Origin of the sequence: Tessaracoccus flavus, from assembly GCF_001997295.1 — a bacterium.
GTDB lineage: Bacteria > Actinomycetota > Actinomycetes > Propionibacteriales > Propionibacteriaceae > Arachnia > Arachnia flava.
In genome coordinates this window covers 2909014-2935013 of the sequence record NZ_CP019605.1, presented here as the reverse complement: position 1 = coordinate 2935013, position 26000 = coordinate 2909014, and the positions used below count along the sequence as shown (strand labels likewise).

The 26000-nt window shown below is 67.1% G+C and carries 27 protein-coding genes and 1 tRNA gene; 13 read left to right on the top strand and 15 right to left on the bottom strand.

From position 1 onward, the window contains the following. Positions 1 to 153: 153 nt before the first annotated feature. The 3 genes from RPIT_RS15265 to RPIT_RS13415 are packed head-to-tail and all read right to left on the bottom strand — an operon-like array spanning position 154 to position 2105. Positions 154 to 369: an enoyl-CoA hydratase/isomerase family protein gene (locus RPIT_RS15265; RefSeq protein ID WP_162274570.1), complete on the bottom strand. Its 216-nt coding sequence runs from the start codon at positions 367 to 369 to the stop codon at positions 154 to 156. Beyond that, positions 354 to 1076: an enoyl-CoA hydratase/isomerase family protein gene (locus RPIT_RS13420; protein ID WP_077343906.1), complete on the bottom strand. Its 723-nt coding sequence runs from the start codon at positions 1074 to 1076 to the stop codon at positions 354 to 356. Before RPIT_RS13420 ends, RPIT_RS15265 begins: the two co-directional genes overlap by 16 nt. Positions 1077 to 1133: 57 nt before the next feature. Next, positions 1134 to 2105, bottom strand: coding sequence for a sugar-binding transcriptional regulator (locus RPIT_RS13415; protein WP_077343905.1), 972 nt, complete (start codon positions 2103 to 2105; stop codon positions 1134 to 1136). A gap of 124 nt (positions 2106 to 2229) precedes the next feature. Here RPIT_RS13415 and RPIT_RS13410 point away from each other — a divergent pair, with 124 nt between their 5' ends. From RPIT_RS13410 to RPIT_RS13395, 4 genes are all read left to right on the top strand, one after another. Continuing rightward, positions 2230 to 3948, top strand: a complete 1719-nt coding sequence (locus RPIT_RS13410; protein ID WP_077343904.1) for a glycerol-3-phosphate dehydrogenase/oxidase — start codon at positions 2230 to 2232, stop codon at positions 3946 to 3948. A gap of 175 nt (positions 3949 to 4123) precedes the next feature. Next, positions 4124 to 5239: a baeRF3 domain-containing protein gene (locus RPIT_RS13405; protein WP_226996418.1), complete on the top strand. Its 1116-nt coding sequence runs from the start codon at positions 4124 to 4126 to the stop codon at positions 5237 to 5239. A gap of 93 nt (positions 5240 to 5332) precedes the next feature. Continuing rightward, positions 5333 to 5405 (top strand) — tRNA-Ala (locus tag RPIT_RS13400). A 206-nt stretch (positions 5406 to 5611) separates the two neighbouring features. Then, positions 5612 to 6772: a site-specific integrase gene (locus RPIT_RS13395; protein WP_077343902.1), complete on the top strand. Its 1161-nt coding sequence runs from the start codon at positions 5612 to 5614 to the stop codon at positions 6770 to 6772. Positions 6773 to 6860: 88 nt separating this feature from the next. On the opposite strand, the gene RPIT_RS13390 is transcribed toward RPIT_RS13395, so the two are convergent. Continuing rightward, a complete protein-coding gene (locus RPIT_RS13390; RefSeq protein WP_077343901.1) occupies positions 6861 to 8348 on the bottom strand; it encodes a multicopper oxidase family protein in 1488 nt (495 codons plus the stop codon). A gap of 181 nt (positions 8349 to 8529) precedes the next feature. Between RPIT_RS13390 and RPIT_RS13385 the strand changes: the two genes are divergently transcribed. Further along, positions 8530 to 9723 carry a YVTN family beta-propeller repeat protein gene (locus tag RPIT_RS13385; RefSeq protein ID WP_218121638.1) on the top strand — a complete coding sequence of 398 codons (1194 nt, stop codon included), beginning with the start codon at positions 8530 to 8532 and terminating at the stop codon, positions 9721 to 9723. A gap of 101 nt (positions 9724 to 9824) precedes the next feature. Here the strand turns inward: RPIT_RS13385 and RPIT_RS13380 are convergent, their stop codons facing one another. The 6 genes from RPIT_RS13380 to RPIT_RS13355 form a co-directional block, all read right to left on the bottom strand. Beyond that, a complete protein-coding gene (locus RPIT_RS13380; RefSeq protein WP_028705558.1) occupies positions 9825 to 10256 on the bottom strand; it encodes a hypothetical protein in 432 nt (143 codons plus the stop codon). A gap of 9 nt (positions 10257 to 10265) precedes the next feature. After that, complete coding sequence (locus tag RPIT_RS13375) at positions 10266 to 10478, bottom strand: hypothetical protein (protein WP_076061689.1); 213 nt, start codon at positions 10476 to 10478, stop codon at positions 10266 to 10268. 114 nt (positions 10479 to 10592) lie between these two features. Next, complete coding sequence (locus tag RPIT_RS13370) at positions 10593 to 11270, bottom strand: prolipoprotein diacylglyceryl transferase (RefSeq protein WP_218121639.1); 678 nt, start codon at positions 11268 to 11270, stop codon at positions 10593 to 10595. 117 nt (positions 11271 to 11387) lie between these two features. Beyond that, positions 11388 to 12290: an ATP-dependent DNA helicase gene (locus RPIT_RS13365; protein ID WP_162274569.1), complete on the bottom strand. Its 903-nt coding sequence runs from the start codon at positions 12288 to 12290 to the stop codon at positions 11388 to 11390. Between the two features lie 84 nt (positions 12291 to 12374). Further along, positions 12375 to 12644, bottom strand: coding sequence for a type II toxin-antitoxin system RelE/ParE family toxin (locus RPIT_RS13360; RefSeq protein ID WP_077343899.1), 270 nt, complete (start codon positions 12642 to 12644; stop codon positions 12375 to 12377). A gap of 45 nt (positions 12645 to 12689) precedes the next feature. Further along, positions 12690 to 12902: a ribbon-helix-helix domain-containing protein gene (locus tag RPIT_RS13355; protein WP_218121640.1), complete on the bottom strand. Its 213-nt coding sequence runs from the start codon at positions 12900 to 12902 to the stop codon at positions 12690 to 12692. 14 nt (positions 12903 to 12916) lie between these two features. Between RPIT_RS13355 and RPIT_RS13350 the strand changes: the two genes are divergently transcribed. The 4 genes from RPIT_RS13350 (at position 12917) to RPIT_RS13335 (ending at position 15275) form a co-directional block, all read left to right on the top strand. Continuing rightward, positions 12917 to 13165: a hypothetical protein gene (locus RPIT_RS13350; protein WP_077343897.1), complete on the top strand. Its 249-nt coding sequence runs from the start codon at positions 12917 to 12919 to the stop codon at positions 13163 to 13165. Positions 13166 to 13388: 223 nt separating this feature from the next. Next, entirely contained in the window at positions 13389 to 13856 is a 468-nt protein-coding gene (locus tag RPIT_RS13345; RefSeq protein WP_077343896.1) for an SRPBCC family protein, read from the top strand. A gap of 88 nt (positions 13857 to 13944) precedes the next feature. Then, on the top strand, positions 13945 to 14502 hold the full coding sequence (locus RPIT_RS13340; RefSeq protein WP_157633355.1) for a hypothetical protein: 558 nt from the start codon (positions 13945 to 13947) through the stop codon (positions 14500 to 14502). Between the two features lie 89 nt (positions 14503 to 14591). Further along, positions 14592 to 15275 carry a uridine kinase family protein gene (locus RPIT_RS13335; protein ID WP_197971685.1) on the top strand — a complete coding sequence of 228 codons (684 nt, stop codon included), beginning with the start codon at positions 14592 to 14594 and terminating at the stop codon, positions 15273 to 15275. Positions 15276 to 15371: 96 nt separating this feature from the next. Here RPIT_RS13335 and RPIT_RS13330 read toward each other — a convergent pair whose 3' ends face one another. From RPIT_RS13330 to RPIT_RS15260, 3 genes are all read right to left on the bottom strand, one after another. Continuing rightward, complete coding sequence (locus tag RPIT_RS13330) at positions 15372 to 15788, bottom strand: VOC family protein (protein ID WP_040282701.1); 417 nt, start codon at positions 15786 to 15788, stop codon at positions 15372 to 15374. 85 nt (positions 15789 to 15873) lie between these two features. Continuing rightward, complete coding sequence (locus RPIT_RS13325; protein ID WP_162274568.1) at positions 15874 to 16434, bottom strand: GNAT family N-acetyltransferase; 561 nt, start codon at positions 16432 to 16434, stop codon at positions 15874 to 15876. After that, positions 16424 to 16768: a VOC family protein gene (locus RPIT_RS15260; RefSeq protein WP_040282698.1), complete on the bottom strand. Its 345-nt coding sequence runs from the start codon at positions 16766 to 16768 to the stop codon at positions 16424 to 16426. The genes RPIT_RS13325 and RPIT_RS15260 overlap by 11 nt, the downstream gene beginning before the upstream one ends. Before the next feature lie 1116 nt (positions 16769 to 17884). Between RPIT_RS15260 and RPIT_RS16000 the strand changes: the two genes are divergently transcribed. Then, complete coding sequence (locus RPIT_RS16000; RefSeq protein WP_077343893.1) at positions 17885 to 19069, top strand: Fic family protein; 1185 nt, start codon at positions 17885 to 17887, stop codon at positions 19067 to 19069. A 227-nt stretch (positions 19070 to 19296) separates the two neighbouring features. Here the strand turns inward: RPIT_RS16000 and RPIT_RS13315 are convergent, their stop codons facing one another. Next, positions 19297 to 20373 carry an NADH:flavin oxidoreductase gene (locus tag RPIT_RS13315; protein WP_077343892.1) on the bottom strand — a complete coding sequence of 359 codons (1077 nt, stop codon included), beginning with the start codon at positions 20371 to 20373 and terminating at the stop codon, positions 19297 to 19299. A 115-nt stretch (positions 20374 to 20488) separates the two neighbouring features. Between RPIT_RS13315 and RPIT_RS13310 the strand changes: the two genes are divergently transcribed. Then, positions 20489 to 21142, top strand: coding sequence for a ThuA domain-containing protein (locus RPIT_RS13310; protein WP_162274567.1), 654 nt, complete (start codon positions 20489 to 20491; stop codon positions 21140 to 21142). Between the two features lie 161 nt (positions 21143 to 21303). Here the strand turns inward: RPIT_RS13310 and arfA are convergent, their stop codons facing one another. Next, positions 21304 to 22788, bottom strand: a complete 1485-nt coding sequence (arfA, locus tag RPIT_RS13305) for an arabinosylfuranosidase ArfA (protein WP_335755107.1) — start codon at positions 22786 to 22788, stop codon at positions 21304 to 21306. Between the two features lie 140 nt (positions 22789 to 22928). On the opposite strand from arfA, the gene RPIT_RS13300 reads away from it, so the two are divergent. After that, on the top strand, positions 22929 to 23405 hold the full coding sequence (locus RPIT_RS13300) for a hypothetical protein (RefSeq protein ID WP_143028215.1): 477 nt from the start codon (positions 22929 to 22931) through the stop codon (positions 23403 to 23405). After that, positions 23402 to 25630 (top strand): MMPL family transporter, encoded by a 2229-nt coding sequence (locus RPIT_RS13295; protein ID WP_162274566.1) that lies wholly within the window; start codon positions 23402 to 23404, stop codon positions 25628 to 25630. The genes RPIT_RS13300 and RPIT_RS13295 overlap by 4 nt, the downstream gene beginning before the upstream one ends. The last annotated feature ends 370 nt before the right edge of the window (positions 25631 to 26000 follow it).

Here is a 26000-nt window from a genome sequence, read left to right as displayed (position 1 = left end):
CCTAGGCGCTGCGTCCCAGCCGCCCAATCCGAACCCGTCTCCCCGTACGGAAGGGGGCGCAGGATGTTGATTCGCCCTGAGAAAACGTCCCTCGAGCGCCGTATGAGGCACGGCACGTCGTTTCTTCAGGGCGAACGGAAGCACAACAGTCGGTCAGTAGGCGAAGGCGGCATTGACGAGGTCGAGGGGGACGGCCTCGAGGTTCTCGTGGGTCCACTTCGGGGAGTTGTCCTTGTCGACGAGCAGGGCGCGGACCCCCTCGACGAAGTCGACGGGGATGACCGACTCCGCGAGCCGCAGGTCCTGGTAGAGCACCTCGCTCAGGGTCAGGGATTGGGCACGGATGAGCGCCCTCAGCGTGACGTGCACCGCGAAGGGGAGCGGGCGCGGAGGGCCCTGCCGGCCTCGCGGGCCGCCTCGTCGGGGTGACTCTCCAGGGCCCGGGCGATCTCGACGGGGTCGTCGGAGGCGTAACACTCCTCGATCCAGGCCGCCGAGTCGTCGAACAGGGGGGCGGGAAGGTCGCCGTCGGCGGATTCGTCGGCGAGCCCGAGCCGGATGGCGTCGCCGCCGGTGAAGGTGGCCGATGTGAGCGCGATGTGGCGCCCGACGGCGCCGGCGCGGGAGAGTTGGTGCATGATGCCGACGTCGGGGAAGAAGCCGATCTTGGTCTCGGGCATCGCCATCACCGTGTCGGCGTACACGATGCGCCGGGCCGCGTGACAGCCCAGCCCCATGCCGCCGCCCATCGTCACTCCGCGCAGGTGCGTGGTGATCGGCTTGGGGTAGTCCGCGATCAGGATGTTGAGGGCGTACTCGGTCTCCAGGAACCGCAGCCACGAGGGGTCGGACCCGACGGACGCGGCCAACGCCCGGACGTCGGCGCCGGCGCAGAAGCCGCGATGGCCAGCCCCCAGGAACTCGACGGCAGTGATGGCGTCGTCGTCGCCCCAGCGGACGAGAGCCTCATGCATCTCGGTCAGCATGGGTTCGGTGAGGGCGTTGATGACCTCGGGTCGGTTCAGGGTGACGCGGGCGGTAGAGCCGGCAACCTCGGTAACGATCTGGTCGGACATGGAGTGAAGCCTAAGCCAGCCCACCCGATCCAGCGCAAGGGCCGCGGGGCGCACCCCTCAATTCAGCCTGATGCCTGGCTTCATGAGGTTGAGCACTGCGCGCGCGGTCTCCTCGTCGATGACGAGATCAGTCGCCACCCGCGCCCGGAGGGCCCCCAGGACGGGCGAAGCCTTCGACAGCCCGCTGACGACGCAGATGCGCCTCGGGATGCGCTGCAGTTCGGCCGGCGTCATCCCCGTGGCGCGCTTGTTGATCGCCAGATCCCGGTAGCTGCCGTCCTCGCGGAGCATCACCGTGCACACATCCCCGACGACGTTCTGCTCGCGCAAGTGCTTCAGGTCGTCGGCGCCCAGGTAGTTCGACGCGTAGACGTGGCTCTGGAGCTCGGAGTTGAGCCCGCCGACGCCGAAAATGGCGACGTTGCAGTTGGCCCGGACGGTGAGGATGTGGCGGGTGCTCTGTTCGCGCCACATGGCCTCGCGGGTGGCGGGGTCGTCGAAGAAGGCGGGGAGCGCCAGCAACTGCTCCTGCCCGCGGAAGGCTGTCGCGAAGCGGTGGAGGATGCTGCCGACGTAGGGGAGCCCCGTCGTCTGGTGGTTGGCGCCGCCATTGAGGCCTATCACCGTGACACCGGTGAGATCCCTCGGGCGCAGGTGGGTTGCGACGGCCGACGTCGTCGTCCCCCAGGCCACCCCGACGGTGTCGCCGTCCTCGACGGTGTCGCTGAGGATGCCGGCGGCCATCCGGGCCACCTGATCGAGGCGGAAGATCGAACTGGCCCCGGGGCGAACGTGGACGAGGTGCGCAGTGACGTTGAAGTGCTTGGAGAACAGCTCGGCCATCCGGTTCATGGGGCGGTCGGGATCGACGATGCTGACGCGAACCAGGCCACGTTCGCGGGCTTCCTTGAGGAGCCGCGACACCGTCGAGCGGGACACCCCGAGGTGGTGCGCGATCGCGTCCATGGTTTCGGACTGGACGTAATACATCCGCGCCACCGTGAGCAGGTCGTCGCTGGCTCGATCCATGGGCAGCCCCTTCACTTGCACTCTCGCCAGTCATCCTAGGCTGTCCCTGCACGAACGTGCAGGGCGATTGCGTAAAGCGTGCAGGCGGGCGACGCTAGGGGCAGGACAGCGAAGGAGCATCCCCATGACCCATACGGCCTTGACGCCTGAACAACGCAGCAACTCTCTCTCCGCGATGTCGACCGAGACGTTCGACGTACTGGTGATCGGTGGCGGTGTCACCGGTGCGGGGATCGCCTTGGACGCCGCCTCGCGCGGCCTCCGGACCGCGGTCATCGAGGCCCAGGACTGGGCCGCCGGCACGTCGTCGCGCTCGTCGCGCCTCATCCACGGAGGGCTCCGGTACCTCTACAACCTCGACTTCAAGCTGGTGGCCGAAGCTCTCACCGAGCGCGGACGTCTGCTCACGAAGATCGCCCCCCACCTCGTCGAGGCCCAGCCGTTCCTGTGGCCGCTCAAGCAGCGCGTCATCGAGCGCGCCTACTCCGCGGTCGGCGTCGGTCTCTACGACGTGCTCGCGGTGGCCGGCGCGGGCGGCAAGAAGACCGTCCCGATCCAGCGGCACCTCTCGAAGAAGGGCGCCATGCGCCGCTTCCCCGACGTCAAGCCCGACGCCCTCATCGGCGCGATCGAGTTCTACGACGCCCGCGTCGACGACGCCCGCATGGTCATCGCGCTCGTCCGGACCGCGCTGCAGTACGGGGCGGAAGCCGCGAGCCGTGTGCGGGTGACCGAGGTCACCAAGGGCAGCAACGGCCGCGTCGACGGCGTTCGCGCCACCGACCTCGAGACCGGCGAGGAGCTGCGCATCAACGCCAAGCGCATCATCAACGCCACCGGCGTGTGGACCGAGGAGACACAGGACATGGCCGGCGGCACCGGCGGCCTGAAGGTGCTGGCCAGCAAGGGCATCCACATCGTCATTCCGCGTGACCGGATCAAGGCGAAGTCGGGCATGTTCCTGCGCACCGAGAAGTCGGTGCTCTTCATCATCCCGTGGCAGCACTACTGGGTGATCGGTACCACCGACACCGCCTGGCACGAGCAGCTCAAGCACCCGGTGCCCACCAGCGCCGACATCGACTACGTGCTCGCCCACGCCAACGAGGTGCTGGCCAAGCCCCTGACCCGCGACGACATCATCGGCACCTACGCGGGTCTGCGGCCCCTGCTGCAGCCGAAGGTGCTCGACGAGTCGAAGTCGACGAAGGTCTCCCGCGAGCACACCGTCACCGAAGTGGCGCCCGGCATGGTCGCCATCGCCGGTGGCAAGTACACCACCTACCGCGTGATGGCCGAGGACGCCGTCGACTTCGCCCTGGGCGAGCAGCTGGCCAAGGCCAAGCCGTCCATCACGGCCGACCTGCCGCTGCTGGGCGCACCCGGCCTCGAAGCGATGCGCAACCAGGCCGAGCGGCTGGGCGCCCAGTACGGCTTCGACGCCGACCGGATGAAGCACCTGCTGTCCCGCTACGGGTCGGAGCTCGGTGAACTGCTCGAGTCGATCGACGAGGACGAGAGCCTCGGCAAGCCGCTGGCCGCCGCGCCGCAGTTCCTGCGCGCTGAGGTGCACCGTGCGTGCACCGTCGAGGGTGCCCTCCACCTGGAGGACATCTTCATCGCCCGCGTCCGGCTGAACTCCGAGTCCCGCGACCGCGGTGGCGCGGCCGTCGACGAGGTGGCCGAGATCGCGGCCAAGGCGCTCGGCTGGGACGAGGCCCGCGTCGCCAAGGAGAAGGAGAACTACCGCGCCCGGATCGCGGCGGAACTCGCGGCCGAGGAGCAGACCACCGACGAGGCGGCCTCCGCGGAGCGCATGAAGGCCGAGGACATCGTCGGCTGATTCCCCCCAGACGCTGAGGCCGCCCACGTTCCCGGGCGGCCTCAGCTTTTGTACCTGGGCTTTTCGACCTCACGATTCCTCCGCGGCTCTTCGTCGGTGTGGTTACTGTGGTGGGCACGACGCTGACAGCCACATCGTTCCCCGCGACGGGGAACAGAGGAGGGATACCGTGACCATGAAAACCATCCCCAACACCGACGTCCTCGACTCGTCTTTCGTCGAGGAAGCGCTCAACCACGAGGGGCCGTGGGTGTCGATCTTCCTTCCGACCCACCGCACGGGTCGAGAGACAATGGCGGCACTGCCGCAGTACCAGAACCTCCTGAAGCTCGCGGAGCGAGCGTTGGGCGAGGCCGGCCACGGGGACCGGGCGGACGAACTGCTCGAACCAGCCCGTGCACTGCTGGTCGATAACCGTGACTTCTGGCGCAACCAGTCCGACGGGCTGGCCGTCTACGCGGCCCCCGGGCTGCTTCGCGTCTTCCGGCTCCCCATCGAACTGCCCGACGAGGTGGCGGTGGGGGACGCTCCGCGGCTGCGGCCCCTGGCCATGCTGCTGGCCCAGACCAACTCCTTCTACGTGTTGGCGCTCAGCCCCAACGCTGTGCGCCTGTTCGAGGCGACCCAGTCGACGATCGGTGAGCTGGACCTCGGTGAGGACACCCCCGCCTCGGCCGAGGAGGTCTTCACGGACCGCGACCACCAGACCCATCTGCAGCACTCGCCGCAGTCGAGGGGCGGCGACCAGGCGAACTTCCATGGCCACGGCGGCGACGACAACGCCGAGGAGATCAACGTCGAGCGGTTCTTCAGGCGTGTCGCCGACGCGGTGGGCAAAGTGATCGACCGCACCGTCGTGCATCCGATCGTGCTGGCCACGGCCGAGGGAAATCAGTCGCTGTATCGATCGGTGAGCAAGCACAAGCACCTCCTGGAGGATTTCGTGCAGGGCAACCCGGAGCGGTTGAGCCCCGAGGAGTTGCACGCGCAGGCCTGGCCGCTGGCCGAGAAGGTTCTCACCGCGGACGAGACGGAGCTGATCGAACGCTTCGGCGCGCTCAAGGGCACCGGCAAGGCGTCCGACGACCTCACGCTCGTCGGACGCGCCGCAGCGGAGGGTCGCGTCGAGTCGCTGCTGCTGCGGGCGCGGGTGTCGCGACCGGATGGCCAGGCCGACGTGGTGCAGGACGAGACCGACCCTGTCATTGCCGATACTCTCCGCAACGGCGGAACGGTGCGCGTCGTGGAGGACGATCAGGCGCCAGAGGTGCGCGCGATCTTCCGCTACTGAGGCTCGCGACGGCGGGTCCCGGCTCAGCCGGAGCCGGGACCCCTGGAGCAGTGTGACGTCTCGTCGACTCTCCCCTATACTTCTTCGAGTCTCGGGGCATTAACTCAATTGGTAGAGTGCCACCTTTGCAAGGTGGAAGTTAGGGGTTCGAGTCCCCTATGCTCCACAACCCGAGAACCGCCTGGCACAAGCCAAAACGGATGCAAAACACGTAGTGAGACGGGATTCCGACTCCGCCACGCTGCGCCACCCTCCGCCACCGTGCACCACTCTGTGGCCCCAAATTGGTCACGAAATAGGCCATAATGGGTACCCATTGGCCCCAAATTGGACACGGATTGGACCCGGAAAACCGGGGGAGGGAGCCCGAACATGGCGCGTGCACCCCGCAGACTTCCGCTCGGAATCCTGCTCCTTCCGAGCGGGAACTACCGGGTTCGCTACCTCGGCCCCGACGGGAAGCGGTATTCCAAGACCTTCACCCACCTGCAGGACGCGAGGTATTGGCAGGCGTCCGAGCAGCGCCTCATCGATCAAGACGGCTGGACCCCGCCGGAGGTACGTCAGCGCCGACAGGACTCTGCAGCGCTCACCGTGGCCGAGTGGGCCGAGCAGCGCATCCTGGCATGGTCCACCCGATCGAGGTCGCCCATCGTCGGCAGCACCGTCGAGGACTACCGACGGTGCCTGCGTCTCCGGATCGACGGCTGGCTCGGGGACACACCCCTCACACTCGTCACTGCCGCGATCGTGCGCAAGTGGCACGAGGCTCTCCCGGACACACCGACCATGAACGGGAAGGCCTACGATCTCCTCAAGCACCTCATGAACGACGCCGTCAACGACGAGCTGATCGCGGCCAACCCGTGCCGCATCGTCGGAGCCGGCAAACCACGAGCCAAGGGGGCAGCTGAGGCGCTCAGCGCAAGCGATATTGGGCCGTACCTCGAAGCGGTGGAGGAATATTACCGCCCAGCCCTGGCAGTGGGTGGCCTCCGATCTGGGGAGGTACGTGGCCTGCGTCGGCGCGATCTCGACGTGGAACAGGGCTTCATCCGAGTCGCCGGGGCCATCCGACGGGAACAGGTGGCCGAGGGCGAGTACAAGCGCGACTACACAGACACCAAGACTCCGGCCGGGAAGCGCGTCATCTACCTACCCGCCGCAGTGCTGGACTACCTCCGGCCTTGGGTCCAGAACCACACTTTCGCACCCGACGAACTGCTCTTCCCGGCCCGCCGTACAGGCAAGATCATGAACGAGACGGTGCTGGCAGCAGCGCACCGGCGCGCTGCCAGGCAGATCGGCCGTCCGACGCTCACTCTGCACAATCTCCGGGCAACCGCTGCCACTCTCACAAAGCAAGCAGGCATGACTGACCGTGAGGTGCAACGCCGCTTTGGTCACACAACGGCGGCAATGGCTAACCTGTACCAAGTGCCCGAACTTGAGCCGGACAAGTCGGGTGCTGCCATGATCGATTCTCTGCTCCAGTCACGTGGGCATCAAGCCCGGCTCCCCAGTGACGACTGATCCCTCTGCGCGAGCTCTTACGCTCACGGGCTTCTGATTCACCATTCCTGCCTACTACGGGCCGCGGAGATGCGCGGTTGATCGATCGTCAGGCGTAGCGCATCGTCGTCATCATCCCGACTTCCGCGTGGTAGATGTTGTGGCAGTGCAGCATCCACTCGCCGGGGTTGTCGGTGATGAGGTCGAGTTCGATGGTCTGCATGGGGGTCAGGAGCACGGTGTCCTTGCGGAGGCCTCCGCTGCCCGGGAGTCCCCAGGTGTGGCCGTGGATGTGCATGGGGTGGGCCATCATGGTCATGTTGGTCATTCGCATCCGGACGCGCCGGTCGGGACTCACGTCGAGTGGCTCGTGGTCGCCGAACTTGCGGCCGTTGATGCCCCAGCCGTAGGGGTCCATCTGACCGTTGAGTTCCACGTCGAAGGTGTCGTCGGGCTCGCCGTCGGGCAGGCGCGCCTGCGCTGCGGCGCGTAGTTGCGTACCGAGCAGGGCGTCGCCGTCGAGTTCCGGGACTGGGGCATCCGTCGAGGGCGCGTCGCCCGAGGCCGTCCGAACGACTGCGCGGGCGGTCCCGGTCTTGCCCTCGGGCCGTGCCGCGAGCGGGAAGGTCCCGTCGCGCAGGGTGACCGTCACGTCGTAGCGCTCTCCCATTGCGATGTACAGGGCTGCGGTATCGACGGGTTCGACGGGGAATCCGTCGGAATGTGTGACGGTCATGGTGTGGCCCCCCAACGCCAGCTTGAAGATGGTGTCCGAGGCGGCGTTGATGATCCTGATGCGGATGCGCTGTCCCGGCTTGGCTTCGAAGGTTGCGGGGGCTTCAGGTACGCGTCCGTTGATGAGGTAGTGCGGGTATTCCACGTCCCCGGCATCCCCCAGGGGCGAGGATGCCCCGTGCCCCATGTCGCGCATGTTCCCGTGGCCCATGCCCATCGAGACCGCGCCGTTCTCCGCGGCGAACTCCTCGAAGATCTCGTCCGGGCCCCGGCCCACGCCGTCGGTCCAATCGTCGAGGACCACGATCCACTCGTCGTCATAGGCCCCCGGTTCGTCGGGGTCGTCGATGATCAGGGGTGCATACAGGGCACGGTCGAGTTGAACGCCGGAGTGCGGATGGAAGAAGAATGTCCCGGGGTCCGGTGCCACGAACTCGTAGGTGAAGCTCGTGCCGGGCTCGATGGGGTCCTGCGTCACCCCCGGCACACCGTCGGCGGCGTGGTGCAGCCGGACGCCGTGCCAGTGCACGCTGGTCGATGCGGGCAACTGGTTGTCGACCGTGATCCTGAACAGGTCTCCAGCCGTACCGCGCAGCACACCCATGCTCGAATCGTCGTACGCCCAAGTCTTCGCCGTCAGGCCGCCGAGGTCGAGCGTGACCGGCCGCGGCGCCAACGTCTGCTGTACGACGGAACGCCCCGGCGCCGGAGCGAGCGAAGGGGCCGGGTACGAGCGAGAGGCACCGGAGCCGGGCGCTGGAGTGCCGGGCTTGTTCAAGGGGCTCGTGCAGGCGGACAGGAGTCCCGCCCCGGCGATACCCGTGGCGCCGAGGAGCAGGTGGCGGCGGTTCAAAGCGGTCATGAGTCAATACTCCCCTGGGTATCGTCCTGATCCAAGCCTGGAAAGTTCAGGAACGGTCAAGGTTCCGTGGGTAGGGACATGCCAGGATCTTGACGAGATCTTCACCGAATCCGCACCCGGGCCAGATCCGGTGCGTGCACAGTGATCGCGGGACTTTTCACGAAGAACAAGGAGAAAGTCAGTGATTCGCACCACCAAACGGAGCTGGCGCAGACCAGCGACCCTCACCGTCCTCGCCACTGTGGCCCTGGCGTTGAGCGCCTGCGGCCAAGGCGAGGGCACCGACCCGAACCCCGGCACGACAACACCGGGGCGAGTGGCGACCGACGATGGCGCAACCGTGGCGACTGAGGATGCAACCGCCTCGGGGTCGACGCCGGAGATCGCGTCCGTCGACGGCACCGTATGGGTTGCCAACGAGGACGGGGACTCGCTCAGCGCGCTGGACGCCGCCACCGGCGAGGTCGTCACGACCGTGACAGGAATCGAGAGCCCGCACAACGTGCAGGTGAGCCCCGATGGCAGCACCGTTTGGGCCGTCAGCGGACACAACAACGCACTCGTGGCCCTGGATGCGGAGACCTACGAACTGCGGGGGACGGCACCCACCGGCACGAGTCCCGCACACGTGATCGTCACACCGGACGGCGAGACTGTGTATGTCACCAACGCCGGCGACGACACAATGAGCATCTACGAGGCGGACTCGCTCGAGTTGCGTGCCACCATCGACCTGAGCGCCGGCCCGCACGGGCTGCGGGCCAGTCCCGACGGGTCAACCGTGGTCGTCGCCAACACCACGGCCGGCGCGATCGACGTCGTCGATACTGCTACGAACGCGGTGGCCGCCAGTATCCCCGTGGGCGACTCGCCACCTCAGGTGGCGGTCAGCGCCGACGGAAGATATGTCTACGTGACCCTCATCGGGTCCAGCTCGGTGGTGAAGGTCGACCTCGCGGAACAACAGGTCATCGGATCGGTTGCGGTCCCGGCCCCCCCGGTGCAGCTTTACCTCACCGCCGACGGGGCGCGGCTGCTCTCGGCGGACCAAGGTACCGACGGCACTCCCGGCACCACCGTGACCATGATCGACCCCGAGTCCATGACCGTCGAGTCCACCGTGCAAGCCGGGTCCGGGCCGCACGGTGTCGTCATCGAGCCCACCGGGCAGCGAGCCTGGGTCACCAACCTCTACGACGACACGGTCTCGGTCATCGACCTCACCGCGAAGGCCACCATGGCGACGGTGACCGTGGGCGACAAGCCCAACGGGATCAGCTACAGCCCGCTGCCGCCGGCCCCCGGGCCGGGCACCGTCGAGATCACCGTGCCGGAATACGCTACCGCGACCGGAGCCGGCCACGACGAGCACTGACGGATCCCCGATCGCTCGGTAGCTCGGGCAACGTGGAACCGCACCCCCAGCCATTCGCCGGGGGTGCGGTTCGCTTGTGTTGGAGTGCCCGAAACGGCTGATCACTCGTGGTGACCGTCGTGTTCCTCCGCTGCTGGCGTCGCTGAAGGCGCCGGGGCGTCAGGCTCCTCCCCGCTCCCGGGGTCAGGGTTGAACAGGGGGCCGAGGACGAACGTCGAGAAGGCGAACAACACCGAGAAGATCACGACACCGATCGCGGGCGCCTTCCAGGTCCCGAAGCGTCGGCGGAGGCGACGGAGGAGGGGAATGCTCAACAGCAACCCCGCCACGTACAACACCGCGTTGCCCAGGAACCCTGTGAGGATCGCGGCACCGGCCAGGAAGCCGATGTGGTGCATCACGTGGGGGGCGAGCCCCATGAGCGCGCCGACGGCGGCGCGGGCCCCAGCCCAGATCGTGCCGAGGAGACTGCGCGCGCCACCACCTGCGGGCTCAGCCGGAGCCATCACTTCCCCGGAGGTTTCGACCATCATGGGTGTGTCCTAGCTGTTGTGGTGGGCGTCCCAGCCCGCGAACCCCTGATGCATGACGCCAGGGTTGTGGGTGCCGCTGAAGCCCGTCTCGGAGGCGTGCATCCGGACGTGCTCGGCGAAGTGGCGCCCGCTGGGCTCCCCGGCGCCCGCCGGCACAGCGGTCACTGCGAGCAGTGCGGCAGCCGCTGCGACGAGGGCGGCGATCCTCTTCGTGGGGGTCATGTGGGGTCTCCTTTTGGTCATCGGCGGCACGAGAGCCACCACGACCACTTTCCCGCCGGCAGGTATAGATTCGGTGAAGCCTTGACCCGGCTTCCGTCAAGGATCGGCGGCGCGTCAAGCCCGGGGTGTCGTGGACGCGGCGACGACAGGCTCGTCGGGCGCGGCCTGCGCCGGCTCCTCGTGCGGTGGGGTGTGCCCGTGCCTGGCCTCCCGAACGATCAAAGCGGTGCCGACGAGGATGCTGACGATGCCGAACACTTGCGCCTCGGTGAAGCCAAGCAGGATGGGGTTGTTGATCCGGACGATCTCGACAATAAGCCTCGCCGCTCCACTCAGGACGAGGTAGGCGCCGAACACGGTGAGCGGGCCGACGCGGCGTCCCAACGCCCACAAGATGCCCGCGATCAAGAACGCCCCGACCGCCTCATACAGCTGGGCGGGGTGGACCGGGACGTCGACCGGGACCGCGCCGTTGGGGAAGGCCATCCCCCACGGGAGGTCCGTAGGTTTGCCGTAGGTGCCGTCGCCGGCAAGGAAACAGCCGATCCGGCCGATGCCGTAGGCCGCCGACAACGGTGCCGCCATCGCCCCGGCGACCTTCGGCAGCGACAGCTGGTGTCGCCGGGTCATGACGACCACCGCGATCGTCCCGCCGATCAGGCCGCCGTACCAGACGAAGCCGGAACCGCCGAGCATGTGCCAGGACAGGTGCTGGAAACTGGCGATGAGGAAGTACACCTTGGCGCCGACGAAGCCCCAGAGAGTGGCCCACAGCGCGATCGACTGACCCACCTCTTTGTCGTAGCCGACCGCTGGAAAGAACGGCCCAGAAGGTACGCGCCCACCAGGAGCGCGAGCGCCTTGCTGAGTCCATAGGACTGGACCCCCACACCGAACACCGAAAACAGCTCAGGCCACACAGTCGACTCCCGTCGTCGAATCACGAGGGCGCAACGTCTCGGGCGTGAAGGCGGAGTGTGGGTCACCGTGCCCGACGGTGGTGACGTAGCTGTGGTTCGCCTGCCGCCCTCGGGTCATGGCGACGTAGAGAAGTTGGCGGGTCTCCGTGCCGCTGAGGACGGTGTGGGCGGTGTCGACCGTCGAGCCCTGGGCGGTATGGATGGTGGTGGCGTAGCCCAGTTCCGTGTGGTCGACGACGTAGGCCGCGGGTAGCCACGCACGGTGGCCGGTGGTGCGGTGCCGAACCAGGAGCCCGCCGTTGCGGTTCACCGCCTGGACGATCCAGCGGTCGCCGTTCATGACGAAGCCAGTGGTGGAGGTCCGGAGGCGTCGATCGTTGCGCCTGGTGACGATCACATCGCCGACGCCTGCCAGGTTCCCGTCGGACAACCGCACGCCGAGGCCGTCCTTGCCCGCGAGCACCTGGCGGGCACGGCGGTTGAGTTCCGCGACGTCCAGACGGGTGCTGGCCAGCATCAGCGAGTTAGGGCCGTGGTCGGTGTCGGCTTTCCAGGCTTGAAGCGCGCCGTCCAGCGCCGTGTCGGAGCTGCCCGCGTGGATGCGGTCATGGTCGAGGTACCAGCCCAGCGCGGTGGGGTCCCCCTGCCGGAGGGCGAGGGAGGCGGCTTTCTCGCCGTTGTTGACGAAGCGCAGCACCTCGTCGAGTTCGACGGCGCCGTGCACGCGGCGCAGGTCGCGCAGCACGCCGCCGGCGCCGATGGCGGACAGCTGCCGGTCGTCGCCGATCAGGCGGACGGAGGCGCCTCGGGGGAGGCCATTCCTGCCTCGTCGACGAGCCGTCGCCTCTGCGAGGACCGCGGCCAGCTCTGGGTGTGGTCCAACCTCTGGCACAGGTTCCTCGGTTGGCATGACGGTGTCTGGGCCTGGTACCAGTTCCCCGGCTAAGCGTTCCACCGGGGTCCTCTGGGCAGAGACTCACGCGTGGTCGAATCCGCTCAGGATCGTGTCGTAGTCATGGCCCCCGTGGAAGACGTCGAGGATGGTGGTCTGCTCGGCCTCGTCATCGACGAAGGTAGCGATCACCGCACGCTTCTTGTAGCTGGAGGTCCGAAGCCCAGGACGGATGTCGTTCCGCATTGTTCCTCGGTGCGGGAAGACCTCGAGGCCCTCGCATTGGGCCACGATGGCCTCCACGTACTCGGCACCGACTGGCGGTGACGCTGACGAAGCAAGGTACCGGTACAGCGCCTCGAGTTGATCGGCCGCCTCCGGCGTACCGGACCGCGTAGGTCACTGGCCGCGCAGGGACACGAGCCGCGCACGGACCTCTCCCACGGACAGCGCACCGTCCGGGTCTGCCAGCATCCTGTCGTAGGCTGGGGCAACCTGCTCCAGAAGCCAGGCATCGACCGCTCGGTCGCGTGCCGCCAAGGCCCGTAGGCCGTCGCGGATGACCTCGCTCTCGGAGGCGCACTCGCCGGAGACCACCTTGGCGCGGACCATGTCGGCCATCCCTCATGGAGCCCGGCGACGTGCTCGTCGCGAAGCAGATGAACAACGACTTCGCCACGATGCTCGTCAAAGCCATCGGAGTCGTGACAGAGCCTGCAACCGACGGACACCGGGTCGGTGTGGATTGGGTGCGCGACTTTCGATCAGCACCCGTCACGCTTCCGTCGTCGTACCGCCAAACCTTGACCAGGGTTTCCGACACACCTGCATCGAGAACGCTTATCAAGGACCACATTCTCCCGCTGATGTGTTGAGTGGCGGGCTTCTGCCTGCTACCCCCGGCGTCACGGTGTGCCTCTAGCGCCGGGCCCGTCAGCCACGCATGACAGTGCGGCGGACGCTCGTGCGTGATCCGAGTCGCCCAGGCCTGCTTCTCGGCACGTTCGACCGCGAAGCCTGCGGCAGATCCGGACGGCCGCGCGCGTCATGGCGTGTGGCAAGGTGAAGCAACGGCCCGGGAAAGCAAGGGAGTGTGGGGTGACGACGAGGACTGTCGAGAATCACGTCAACGTCCCGGCTGCCGCGTCCGATGTGTGGGATCGAGCCGTGAATCCGGACGGCATCAACTTCGAGATGCGGCCCTGGATGACGATGAGCATGCCACCCGGAGCGGCCGGGCTGTCAGTCGAGGACATCCCCCTTGGACAACCCGTCGGCCGCGCCTGGCTCCGGCTGTTCGGCCTCATCCCTTTCGACTTCGACCGCCTGACTATTGTCGAGCTCGAGTCGGGCCGGCGGTTCCTGGAGCGGTCCACGATGTTGAGCATGCGGTGTTGGGAGCACGAGCGGACGTTAACGCCGGTCGCAGGAGGTACGCGGGTGCACGACCGCGTGACCTTTCGACCGCGCCTGCCGATCCCGGGCCTCGCCGCCCTCTTGGAGCGCGTGGTAGATGCCTTCTTCAGGCATCGACACCGCCGGTTGCAGGAGTACTTCGGCAAGTGACCATCGAGGGGGTCGCGACGCACGCGAAGCGGCATGAGCGGATACAAGGAAGACCTCCCCACGGCTGAGCCGGGGGTAGCGTGACGCTGTGACCGAAAACCCGTGGTACTCGCAGCTTCGTGAAGTCTGGAAACCGAGCCATGTGAGGCTTCTACTCATCGCCGAGTCCGCCCCTGACGATGGTGGCGATCCAAGCAAGCGGCGATTCTTCTACTCGGAACGACTCGGCCCCGACAATCTCTTTCGCGGAGTAGTGGCGGCGATGTACGGGGTCACCAGCCACGACCTGGCCCAGCGAGGGAAGCGCCCGTGGCTCGAACGCCTTCACCAGGACGGCTTCTACCTGATCGATCTTGTGCCCCATCCTGTGAACGCCAGTCAGGCGCACCTCCGCAGGAGGCGTGCAGAGTATGTCAACGACTGCGTGCAGCGCGCCTCTGAGCTGAACCCTGACGGGGTCATCGTGGTCAAGAAGGACCTGTACCCCCTTCTGCAAGGCCCGATTCGGGCCGCCGGGCTCACCCTGCTCCACGACAGCGGCATCGCCTTCCCTCTAGGGAACACAAGGGGCGAGTTCATCACCGAATTCAACACCGCCCGCGAGCGGCTTCGGCCGTCAAGCGACGCTCCAGACGGCGCAGCTTAGCCTGCTTCCCGGACCCACGGACTCGCTGGCAGCACTGTCTCCAGCGCGGCATGAGCGAGCATGGCTGCTGTCGGCAGCAGAATGGGGTCATGACCATGACCTTGCTCGAGGGTGAACCCGCTGCGGGGCCTTGGCGGGCCCTCGACACTGCCGAGCTGGTCAATCACGTTTTACAGGTGGCCGGGCAGCCGCTGGGTCGGCCGCAGATCGTTGCCGTGGACGGCAGGGGAGCCTCAGGTAAGTCGACGCTGGCTGCTGAGCTGAAGCGGGCCGTCGCCCGTTCTGCGGTCGTCCACACGGATGACCTGGCCTGGCATGAGCCGTTCTTCGCCTGGGGGCATCTGCTGCGCGACGAGATCCTGGTGACACTGCACCGTGGGGAGGGTGTGCGGTTTCAGCCGCCGGCGTGGGGGCTGCATGGACGCGAAGGCGTGATCGAGGTTGCCGCGGAGGCGGACTTGGTCGTCATCGAGGGCGTCGGCGCAAGCCAACGCGAGTTCGAGCACTTCGTTGATGCCTCGATCTGGGTGCAGTCGGACTTTCAGGAGGCCGAGCGGCGGGGGATCGCTCGCGACATGGCCGAGGGTGTGAACGGTGATCGCGAGCAGACGATCGCGTTCTGGCACGAGTGGATGGCACATGAAGTGCGGTTTCTTGCCGAGCAACGTCCGTGGGAGCGGGCCTGCCTGGTGGTTGCCGGTTCCCCAACCATCGACCTCGATGAGGGGCAGTTCGCCGTAGCGCCTGCACCTTCGAACAACCCGTGGCTCTGATGGTAGGTGCCCCCGCATCTGCCAACGCGACAGTAGCGTGCGGCCACGCTCAGTGCGGCAAGAGCGTGCGTTTGGAACCCCGAACGGAAGACCCGATCACGTCCTCGGTGATTTCGGGTCGGTCAGTTCCACTGTTCGCCCGTCCGGGTCCAGGATGACGAAGGACCAGTAGCCCACCCAAAAGGGCTCAGTTCGCAGCGTCTCGACTCCGGCTTTCTTGAGCCGGTCCACGGCCTTCTGGAAGTCGATGGGCGACAGCGCGACGGAGATGGATCTCACCTGTTCTGTCTCGGGTGCGCCCGGGAGTTGGCCCTGACTCCAGCCGGGTTGGAAAGCCCAACCGTTCGGGCGCTCGAGCGAGATGGCCCTCTGGAAGGAAATTTGCACGCAGCCATGGACGAACGCGATGTCATCGGGCTCATCCCAAATCAGCTCCAGTCCCACGAGGTCGTGGTAGAAGTCGCGGGTAGCAGCAATGTCGGTGCAGTACTCGTAGGCGAACCACGTGATCATGACCGTGACAGTATCGCGCGTCAGGTGTTCAACTGGCGCTTTGTCGATCCGCCACGGACATCACGACGGCGGCAAGAGCGGACGCTCAGGTCGGGTCCTGACGCACCAGCGTGAGCAGGGGTGTCTCTGCATGCCGACCCATCACCTGGGTGCCGGACTTGAGCACTCCAAGCCGCTGCCAACCGGCCCTCCGATAGAGGCGGACAGCAGGGTCGTTCGGGTCGTCGACCGTGCTTAGCAGGCACCGCCGCCCCACGTCGGTCAACAGGTGATCGTGCAGGAACGCGCCCAGCCCGCGCCGGCGGAATGATGGGCTCACAGCCATCTCGGCGAACTCGAAGTGTCCACCCACCCACTCCTCGACGACGTCGTGGGGCAAAGCCTCGCTCACAAGCTCTGTCCAGAACTGCCCCCGATGACCGATGTAGCCCCAACTGAAGCCCACCACTTCCCCTGCCACGCTCGCGGTCACCAAGCGGAACCCTTCCCGGGCGGCGTGCCTGCCCAACAGTTCTGATTGAAAGGATTGCATGTTGGGGAAGCCGCCGAAGGCCTCTCTGTACGTGGGCCATACGAGTTCGGCCAAGGCCGACACCTCAGGTTGCGTGTGGACCGTGATCTCCGGCTTCAGGCTGTCAGATGTCACGGAAAACGCTGACGATGACGTTGCCGGGGCCTCGTAGGTACGCCGTTTCGGTTCCCCAGTCCGTGCGCAGAGGACCGTCGAGAAGTTGGGCTCCAGCCTTCTCCGCGACACGTGCCGCCTCGACAACATCCTCGACTGAGTGGTGCAGGATTATTCCGTCGGTAACCCCCCAGGGCACCATGGCTTCGCGGGACAACATGATTCTCACCCCTCCAGCGTCAACCTCCCCGAAGTTCGCGTCGTCCGTCAGGACGCGCCATCCGTACGCTTCGGAGAGCAATCGCGTAGCTCCTTCAACGTCTTCGACCCGGATGTCGATGGCCGTGACCGCCATGATTCGTCCTCCTTTGATAGAGCCAAGTAGATTTCGCGTCGCCCAAAAGGCGACACTCGGCAATTTATAAGCCGCCAACCGTCCGGTTGTGCAAGAACTCTGGGACACGGGCACCGCCGAGTAGCGTCTTGTGGACCGCTCATCGAGGCTCCGCCCAACGACCGCCCATCGGCATGAGCGCGAGCCGCATGATGGCCTGACACCGCCGTGCGCGGTCTGCTGGCTCCTCGAGGGTCGCGATGCGCGGGGTCGCCGATGAGGTTCAGGCTGGAGGGCAGGCGATCGGCGCCGACGTCGAGCGGATCTGGAGGCTGCGCGAGGAGTACGAGCGAGAAGTGAGAGCGCTGGCTGCACGACGACCACGCCGACGCGTAGGCCCGGCAACGCCGACCCGCCAGGGTTCTGGATAAGGTCTGTGTCGTTGCAGACCAGCCAACGGAGGAGTCCATCGAGTGGACGCGCGGCCTGCTCGGGGCCACCGACCCGCGCCGAGACGTCCGGGCTCTGGGCCGCGGTGGACCCGCGGACCATGGGGCCGGGTCAGGACCGACGGTGAAGGACGCGCGACGGTTTGAACAGGTGGGCAGCCGAGACCGGTCACGAGCGCAACTGGCCCCGCATCTTCGAGCCGGCCCGGGCCGCCGAGACCAGCCGCCTTCTGTGGGACGATGTCGTCGAATCGGTTGGCTGGCGGCACGTTCGTAGCACGGCGATGCCCAACGTACGATGAACTCCTAGTCAAACGCGTTTAGACAGGGGTTCGAGTCCCCTATGCCCCACAGCTGAACTCCCTAGTCAAACGACTTTGACTAGGGAGTTTGCATGTTTGACCCTGGACTCTAGTGCCGCTGGCTCTGTCCACGGCGACGGCCTACGAACAGGATTGGCGGCTGCGCATCATGCCCCCACTGGGGTGCCGAGCGTGACGTGAGGAGCATCACCGACGACGAGGTGTGGCATGGCCGCAAGGTCCGCTGGGCGCCGAGCGCCGCCGTGACCGGTCGACGTTGGTCCTGTTCAGCGAGTTGCTAATGAGAGTGGACGCCGCTATTTTCTCAACAGGGGAGCTAATGAGAATCCTGACTATGATTCTCTCATTAGGAGGACGCGGAGCAGATGAAGAACCGGGAAGCCTGGCCGGGCGTTGGATACATCGAGGCGACGTGGCACGCCGACGATCCGGCTGCCAGCAGGCGCCAGCGTGCCTTGAACCGGGGCGCCTTCCGGTTTTCGCTCCCCGCGGTTATCGGCGACCTTGAACCGCGGGTGGATCCGGCGCTGGCGGGCGATGCGGACCAGGTCTGTGCAGACATCCGGGCGTTCGACGCCGAATCGGCGTCCTGGGGCGTCCCGTTCGCGTCGGTCCTGCTGCGCACCGAGTCCGCCTCGAGTTCGCAGATCGAGAACCTGACCGCCGGAGCGCGGGCGGTCGCCCTGGCGTCCCTGGGTGGCAGGACCGGAGCCAACGCCGTGATGATTGCGGCGAACACCGACGCGATGCGGGCAGCCGTCGAGCTGGCCGACAGGATCAGCCCGAACACGATTCGGGCCATGCATGAGCGACTCAACGGCGGGGACGACCCAGCCAATGCCGGCAGGTTCCGCGACCAGACCGTGTGGGTCGGCGGCCGGTCTCCAGTGACCGCCACATTCGTGGCGCCCCCGCATGGCCAGGTAGAGCCGGCGATCGACGACCTGTGTTCGTTCGCGCGCCGTACCGATCTGCAGCCCATGGTGCAGGCCGCGATCGCGCACGCCCAGTTCGAGACCATTCATCCGTTCACAGATGGCAACGGGCGAACCGGCCGGGCTCTCGTGTCGTCGATTCTTCGGCATCGTGGGGTGTCTCCTCGGATGACGGTGCCGATCTCGTCGGGTCTCCTGGCGGACACGGGGGAGTACTTCGCGGCGCTGACCGCGTACCGGGGCGGACACCTTGCGCCGATCGTCGAGGCCTTCGTCGAGGCCAGTCGTCGGGCCATCGAGAATGCGAACATCCTGCGGTCTGACATCAACGATCTTCGCGGCCGGATTCTGGCTACGGCTGACCGGCGTACTGCGAACCTGATGAAGGTTGCGGATCTGTGTTCGGCCGAGCCGGCGCTCACCGCCGAGATGGTGGCCGACCTCGGAGTACCGGTGCCCAGCGTTTACCGGATCCTTGACCGCCTGGCCGAGAACGGGGTGATACGTGTCGAGAAGCCGATCGGTGGCGTCAGGGTCTGGACCGTCCCAGACCTGCTCTCGGCGCTTGATCGTTTCGCCGAACGGGCAGGACGACGAACGTTCAGCAGCGGCTGACCTGCGTGGCCCTGCCGGGATCGCAGACCTCAAAGCAGCGCTCCAGTTGGTCACGGCCCGACCGTTCGCCCAGCTCCGAACCGCGGGCTGGGGCGTTTAGACAGGGGTTCGAGTCCCCAAGGCTCCACAGCCGAACTCCCTAGTCAGACGACACTGACTGGGGAGTCGTTGTCTCCTCGTGGTCATGTTCCGTCCAGGGACACCAGACAGACTCCACGCCCAGTCGATCAACCCGCGACCAGCTGCGGCCACCCGGCCGAGAAGTAATCGACGAACGCCTCTCCTACGCAGTTGTCGCGCAGGACGTCCTTCGTCACAGGGAAGGCCGGCCCTGGGTAGTCGGGGTCCGCCAGAGTCCGCTCCGCGATCCGCTGGTCGGCGATAGCCGCCCGGCCGATGGTGACGAAATCGACGCCCGTAGCCAGCGCCGCGACAGCCGCGGGTCCGCTGCCCACCTTGCCGGCGATGCCCAGACGCGTCGAGCCGCGCGGGAGGTCGATGAAATGGCTCAGCAACGACGGAGCCCCGGGCTCTGCGCCCTCGGGGAGTTTCGTGACGTCCCAGAGCGACAGTTCGAGGTGGTCGAGGCCGCCCTCGGCCATGAGTTGGGCACTGAGCTCGGCCATCTCATCGGTGTCGAGACCCAGTCGTTCTGTGGAGATCCGCAGCGCCACGTGGAAGTCGGATGACGTTGCCTCGCGGACCGCGGCGATCGATTCGCGGATGATGCGCGCCTTGCCCTCCAGGTCACCCCCGTAACCGTCGTCGCGGACGTTGCGGGAGCTCAGGAACTCGCAGAGAAGATAGCCATGCGCACCGTGGAGTTGGACCCCGTCGAAGCCGGCCCGCTCAGCGCGTGCGGCGGCGGCTGCGAAGTCGTCGACGGTGCGCCGCACCTCGTCGGTGGTCAGCGCCCGGGCGCCGCGTTCGGGGTCGGCGGAGGGCCCGACGAGTTCCTCACCCGAAACAGAGGGGTTGGCCTGCGTGCCGCCGTGGTGGAGTTGGACGATCGAGGCGGATCCGGCGTCGCGGAGGCCATCAGCCAGCCTGGTGAGGCCGGGGAGGTGGGCGTCCTCGCTGATCCCCAGCTGCCCCTGCCAAGCCTTGCCGGCCGGTGCGACGTAGGCCGCGGCCGTCATCGTCATGCCGAAGCCGTGTCTCCCGCGGGCGAGTAGCCAGCGGATCTCGTCGTCCGACAGGGTGCCGTCGGGGTGGGACTGCTTGTTCGTCAGCGGGGCCAGTGCGAGTCGGTTGCGCCACGCGGGGCCGTGGGAGAAGACGAGGGGGTCGGAGAGATCGGTCACGCAGACGAGGTTACTCGTCCGAGCCAGCGCCTTCCGTGCCAGTGGGCGGTGGCGCAGGCGGATCCAACCGGCGGCCCGGGGATATTGTGGTGTGGTCAAACAAAGAGGAGTGATGATGGCGCGAATTCTGATAGCCAGCGGGGTGGGGCCCTACGCTGACCCGTGGCATCCGTTCGAGAGGACCTCACCGCTGATCGCCGACGTGCTGCGCGATGCTGGTCACGAGGTCCACGTCCGGGAAACCGTCCCGGGCGCCCTGCTCGACGTCGCCTCGTTCGACCTGTTCGTGGCGAACGCCGGGGGTGGGATCGCTGACGGTGAGGCGCCGTCGGATTCCCTCATGGACGACCTCGAGGCGTTGAAGCGGTACCTGATCGATGGCGGCCGGGTGTTGAGCATCCACACCTCCAATGGGGCGTTCGGGCAACTGCCCGAGTGGCGCTCGGCCGTCGGTGGACACTGGGGGGCTGACTCCTGGCACCCAGACATCTCGGACGCGACCTTCGCCCCGGCGCCCGGCGCCGGCGAGCATCCGGTGTGGGAGGGGTTGCGGACCATCGAGGTGTTCGATGAGAAGTACTCCGGGCTCGTCATCGACGACGGCGTGACGCCGCTGGTTCAGCACGAACTGGAGGGCCGTCCTGAGGTGATGGGATGGGCAGTGGGCCACCGGGTGATCTTCGACGGGTTGGGCCATGACGAACGGTCCTACGAATCGGAGTCCCGCAGGCAACTGCTGGTCAACGAGGTGGCCTGGTTGTTGGCGTGACGGGTGCGCCGCTGACGGCGCGTGCACGCTGGTGGCACACTTCACCCTGAAGATTCGTCCTTCCGCGCTCTATAGATCCCTGGCACGTCAAATCTTCAGGGTGAAATTCGGAGCGGAGGTTTCCACAGCGTGCAGAGCAGGGGAAATCCGGCCCCACCGATTCACCGGGTAGCGAGCGTGATCATCGTCCAGGAGATGGGGGGCAAGGTCACAGAGAGAATCCGGTCGTCCAGCCTCGCCGTCTCGTTCGGCTCGACGCCCACGCTCGAGTCGTCGTCGGCACTCGCCTTCCAGGTGTGGTCCTCGTGGTGCAGCGTGAGGGCCTGCACGAGCGAACATCCGGCCGGCAGTTCGATCTCGGTCTGCATAGCCTCCGTCGCGTGTCGGTTGACGACGAACACGGCAGCGCCGTCGTCGGCCCACGTCGCGACGGCGTCGAGAGCCTGGACGTCGCCGAACTGACCCGTCTCGATGGTGGGTCCGTCAACCAGGACCCGCACCACGTCGCCACGTGCGTTGGCGGACGTGAGCGCGAAGGGATGGAAGGTGGTCTGCTTCCACACCGGGCCGCCCGGCTCGGCCATGATCGGCGCGATGACGTTGACCAGCTGCGCCTGGCTTGCCGACCACACTCGGTCGGTGTGGCGCAGGAGCGAGATGAGGAGGTTGCCGACCACGACGGCGTCGGCGACGGAGTAGTTGTCCTCGAGGAGGCGTGGCGCGATGGGCCAGTCGTCGCCCGTCGGCGGCTTGGAGGGGTCCCGGTCGATGTACCAGACGTTCCACTCGTCGAACGAGATGCCTATCTTCTTGTCGGTCTTCCTGGCTGCCGCCACCGCGTCGATGGTGGCTCCCACCTGATCGATGAAGCGATCCATGTCCTCAGCGCTGACCAGGAACTCCTGCAGTCCGGAGTCCTTCTCCCAGTAGTAGGCGTGGGCGGAGATCATGTCGATCTGGTCGTAGGCCTCCGTCAGCACGACGCGCTCCCACTCGCCGAAGGTCTCCATCCCGCGACCCGAGGACCCGCAGGCCACCAACTCGAGGTCCGGATCGATCATGCGCATGGCGCGGGCAGCCTCGGTGGCGATGCGCCCGTATTCGGCGGGGGTCTTGTGACCCATCTGCCAGGGGCCGTCCATCTCGTTGCCCAGGCACCACATCTTCACCCGGTAGGGGTCGTCGGCTCCGTTGGTCCGCCTACGCTCTGCCCAGTCCGACCCGGCGGGCACGTTGCAGTATTCGACGATGTCGAGGGCCTCGAGGACCCCTCGGGTGCCGAGATTGATGGCCATCATGGGTTCGACGCCGGCCTTCTTCGCCCACGCCATGAACTCGTCCGTCCCGACCTCGTTCGGTTCGAGGCTGTGCCAGGCCAGGTCGAGCCGCTTGGGTCGGCTCTCGACCGGTCCGATGCCGTCCTCCCAGCGGTACCCCGAGACGAAGTTGCCGCCCGGGTAGCGCACGGTGGACACACCCATCTCGCGGACCAGATCCAGCACATCCCCGCGGAACCCCTGCTCATCGGCGGTGGGGTGACCCGGTTCGTAGATGCCGGTGTAGACGCAGCGCCCCAAGTGCTCGACGAACGACCCGAAGGTGCGGCGTCGCACCGGGCCCACCGTGAACGCGGGGTCGATTCTCAACGTGGCTTCCATGACACTCCAGTTCGTTGCGTGGCTAAACAAATGGTACAGCGTCACGGGGAGGGTGGTGGGCCACTAGCATCGCAGTACCGCTAGGGGTTTTGATGCCGAGCGGGCGGCCACATCACCCAGGAGGACCGATGTCAGTTGGCGAGCACCGGAGCGCCCCACGCCGTGGCGGCAGTTCATTGAGCGGTGGGGTGATGCTCCTCATCGGGCTCCTGGCAGGGATCGCGTTGGCCGCAGCCGCCGGCGTCTTCCTGCTCGGCATCGGATGGGCGACCCCACTCAAGGCACAGTCGGTCATCAGCGAAAGCCCGACCCCGTCGGCGTCCCCGACGGCGGACCCCACGACGACGAGCTCCGGCGACGTCTCCGAGGCGTGCATCCGCGCGGCGGAGTACAACATCGTCGTCGACCAGGGCGTCGAAGACCTCGCCAGGGGCGCCGAGGAGCAGGACGCGCTCATTCTGCAGGAGACGCTCGACCGCCTCCAGGAGGAACGTGAGAAGGCCGACGGCGCCTCCGAGGAATGCCTCGCGCAGGCCGGCAAGGCCCCGCAGACGGAAGGCTCCGCCTCAGCCGAGCCCAGCCCCAGCCCCAGCCCCACGTCATGACCGACGCACCCGCCCCGCCCGAGGTGGAGCCGCGCCGCGGGTTCATGGCCAAGCTCTGGTACGGCTACGCCCGCGTGACGGTCGCGCTGCGCTGGGTCATCGTCGTCGGATGGGTTGCCGCGGCCACCGCCGCGATGCTGTTCCTGCCGCCCATGCAGGGCACGGCCAACGACATCGAGGCGCTCGGGGCTAACGACTCGAGCTTCGCCGCAGAGCAGCGGTCGCTGGAACTCTTCGGCTTCCCCCTGCTCAGCAGAGCGGCGATCGTGCAGCGCAATCCTGAGGCCCTGCCCCCGCTGGTGCAGGCGGAGGCCGTCATGCGTGGCATCGCCATCAACCAGGGCAAGCACGACACCGAACTCCTGGGTGCCATCCCGGTGCCCAACGCCGAGGGGGCCTTCCCGGAGGCGGCGGAGACGAACACCACCGTCATCACCTACGTTTTCGCTGAGCCCACGCTCAACTTCTTCGAGCAGACCGCGGTGGTCGAGGAGTTCGCGGAGCGGCAGCTCACGGACGCCTCCGACGCCTACGTGGGCGTTACCGGGTCGATCCCGGCGCGCGCGGCGCAGGGGCTGGTGCTGAACTCCTACGTCCACATCGTCGAGGTGGTGACCATCATCGCGGTGCTGACGATCGTGGCGCTGACCTTCGGGTCGCTGGTGGCGCCGGCGCTGACGCTGATCTCCGTGGGGGCAGCGGTCTTCGTCACGCTGGGGGTCTCGGGCTGGGCCGCCACGGTGATGAACGTCTCGATCCCGGCCGACCTCCGGCCGCTGATCGTCGCGCTGCTGCTGGGCATCGTCACCGACTACTGCATCTTCTACTTCGCGGGGCTCCGCACCCGGCTGCGGGAAGGGCACGACCGGCTCGAGGCGGCACGCCTGGCCACGGCCTCCACGACGCCGATCGTCACCGTCGCCGGCGTCACGGTCGCGGCGGGCACAGCCTCGTTGTTGGTGGCAGAGTCCCCGCTGTTCAGTGGGTTCGGTCCCGCGCTCGCGCTCACCGTCCTGACCGGACTGGTCGTCGCGATGACCCTCGTGCCGGCCCTGGTCGCGATCACCGGTCGAGCTGTGTTCTGGCCGCGGACCACTGCGGTGGAGCCAGCGAAGGTGCGCGAGCGGCCGTCCCTCCTGCTGAGGGCGGTGGCGAACCGCGGTTCCGCGTTCGTCATCGTGCTCCTGACCGTGGCCGGCCTGGGCCTTGGCGCCTACCAGGCGCGCCACCTGGACCTCGGCCTCGGGTTCGTCCAGTCCCTCCCGGCTGCCACGAGCGCGCAGCGGGCCGCGGAGGCGGCCAGCGAGGGCTTCGCTCCGGGCATCATCTCCCCGACGGAGATCGTGCTGGAGGCCCCCGGGGTGGGGGAGAAGGCCGACGAGGTCGCCGACTTCGGCGAGGCGCTCAAGTCTCAGCCGGGCGTGGCCGGCGTGATCGGTCCGGGCGACCTCCGCGCCGCCGATGACGTCGGGGCCTTCACGACCGAGTCGGGCGACGCCGTCCGATTCCTCATGGTCCTCGACAGCACACCGCTCGAGTCGACGGCGATCGAAACGCTCGAGCGCGTCCAGGCGGCCCTTCCTCAGCTCGCTGTCGATGCAAACCTCGGTGAGGTCACCACCTACGTCGGCGGGGACACCGCCCTCGCGTCGGGCATCATCGCCGACACCACCAACGACCTGCTCCGGATCGGGTTGGTCGCTCTCGCCGTCAACCTGCTGCTCCTGGTCATCTTCCTGCGGGCGCTGGTGGCGCCCCTGTACCTGCTGGCCTCCAACGTGCTGTCGCTCGTCGCGACACTGGGGCTGGCGGTGCTGTTCTTCCAGGACTTCCTCGGCCAGGACGACCTCACCTTCTACGTCCCCTTCGCTGGGTCGGTGCTTCTGCTGTCGCTGGGCTCGGACTACAACATCTTCGCCGTCGGACACATCTGGCAGGAGGCGCGCACCCGGCCGCTCAAGGAGGCGCTCATGGTCGCCACCCCGGAGTCAACCCGGGCGATCACGTCAGCCGGCCTGGCCCTGGCCGCCAGCTTCGGGCTGCTCGCCCTGGTCCCGCTGGGCCCGTTCCGCGAACTCGGCTTCCTGCTCGGGGTGGGAATCCTCATCGACGTCTTCGTTGTCCGCGCGCTGCTGGTGCCGTCGCTGATCACGCTGGTTGGTCCGGTGAGCAGCTGGCCGTCCGGCATCCTCAAGCGTGAGAGGCGGCGTCGGCGTACCGTCTGATCCCTGAGCTTGTCGAAGGGTAGCGGCCTGGCAGCGTGACGCCGCCCCTGCGCGAGGGCGGTGACAAAGCCTCGGGCCGTAACCCTTCGACAAGCTCAGGGACCGAGATCGACAAGCTCAGGGACCTGTAAGTGTTGGTCTTGGCTGGCCCGGGGCTGGCTGGCAGGGTTTGGGTGTTAGTACCCGGGCCGTGGTGTGACCCGTCAGGGACCTGACCACATGTTCACTGGGTGTGTGTCTTCCTCTCGACTTGTCCGCTGTGGTGTGGGGGCTGGCGCCTGGCCCGGCCCACTTCAATGGCCTGATCAGAAGCTTGTCCAATCGTGACCCATTACAGGTCTGCCTTGTCGTGACTCTTCCCGGGACCAGA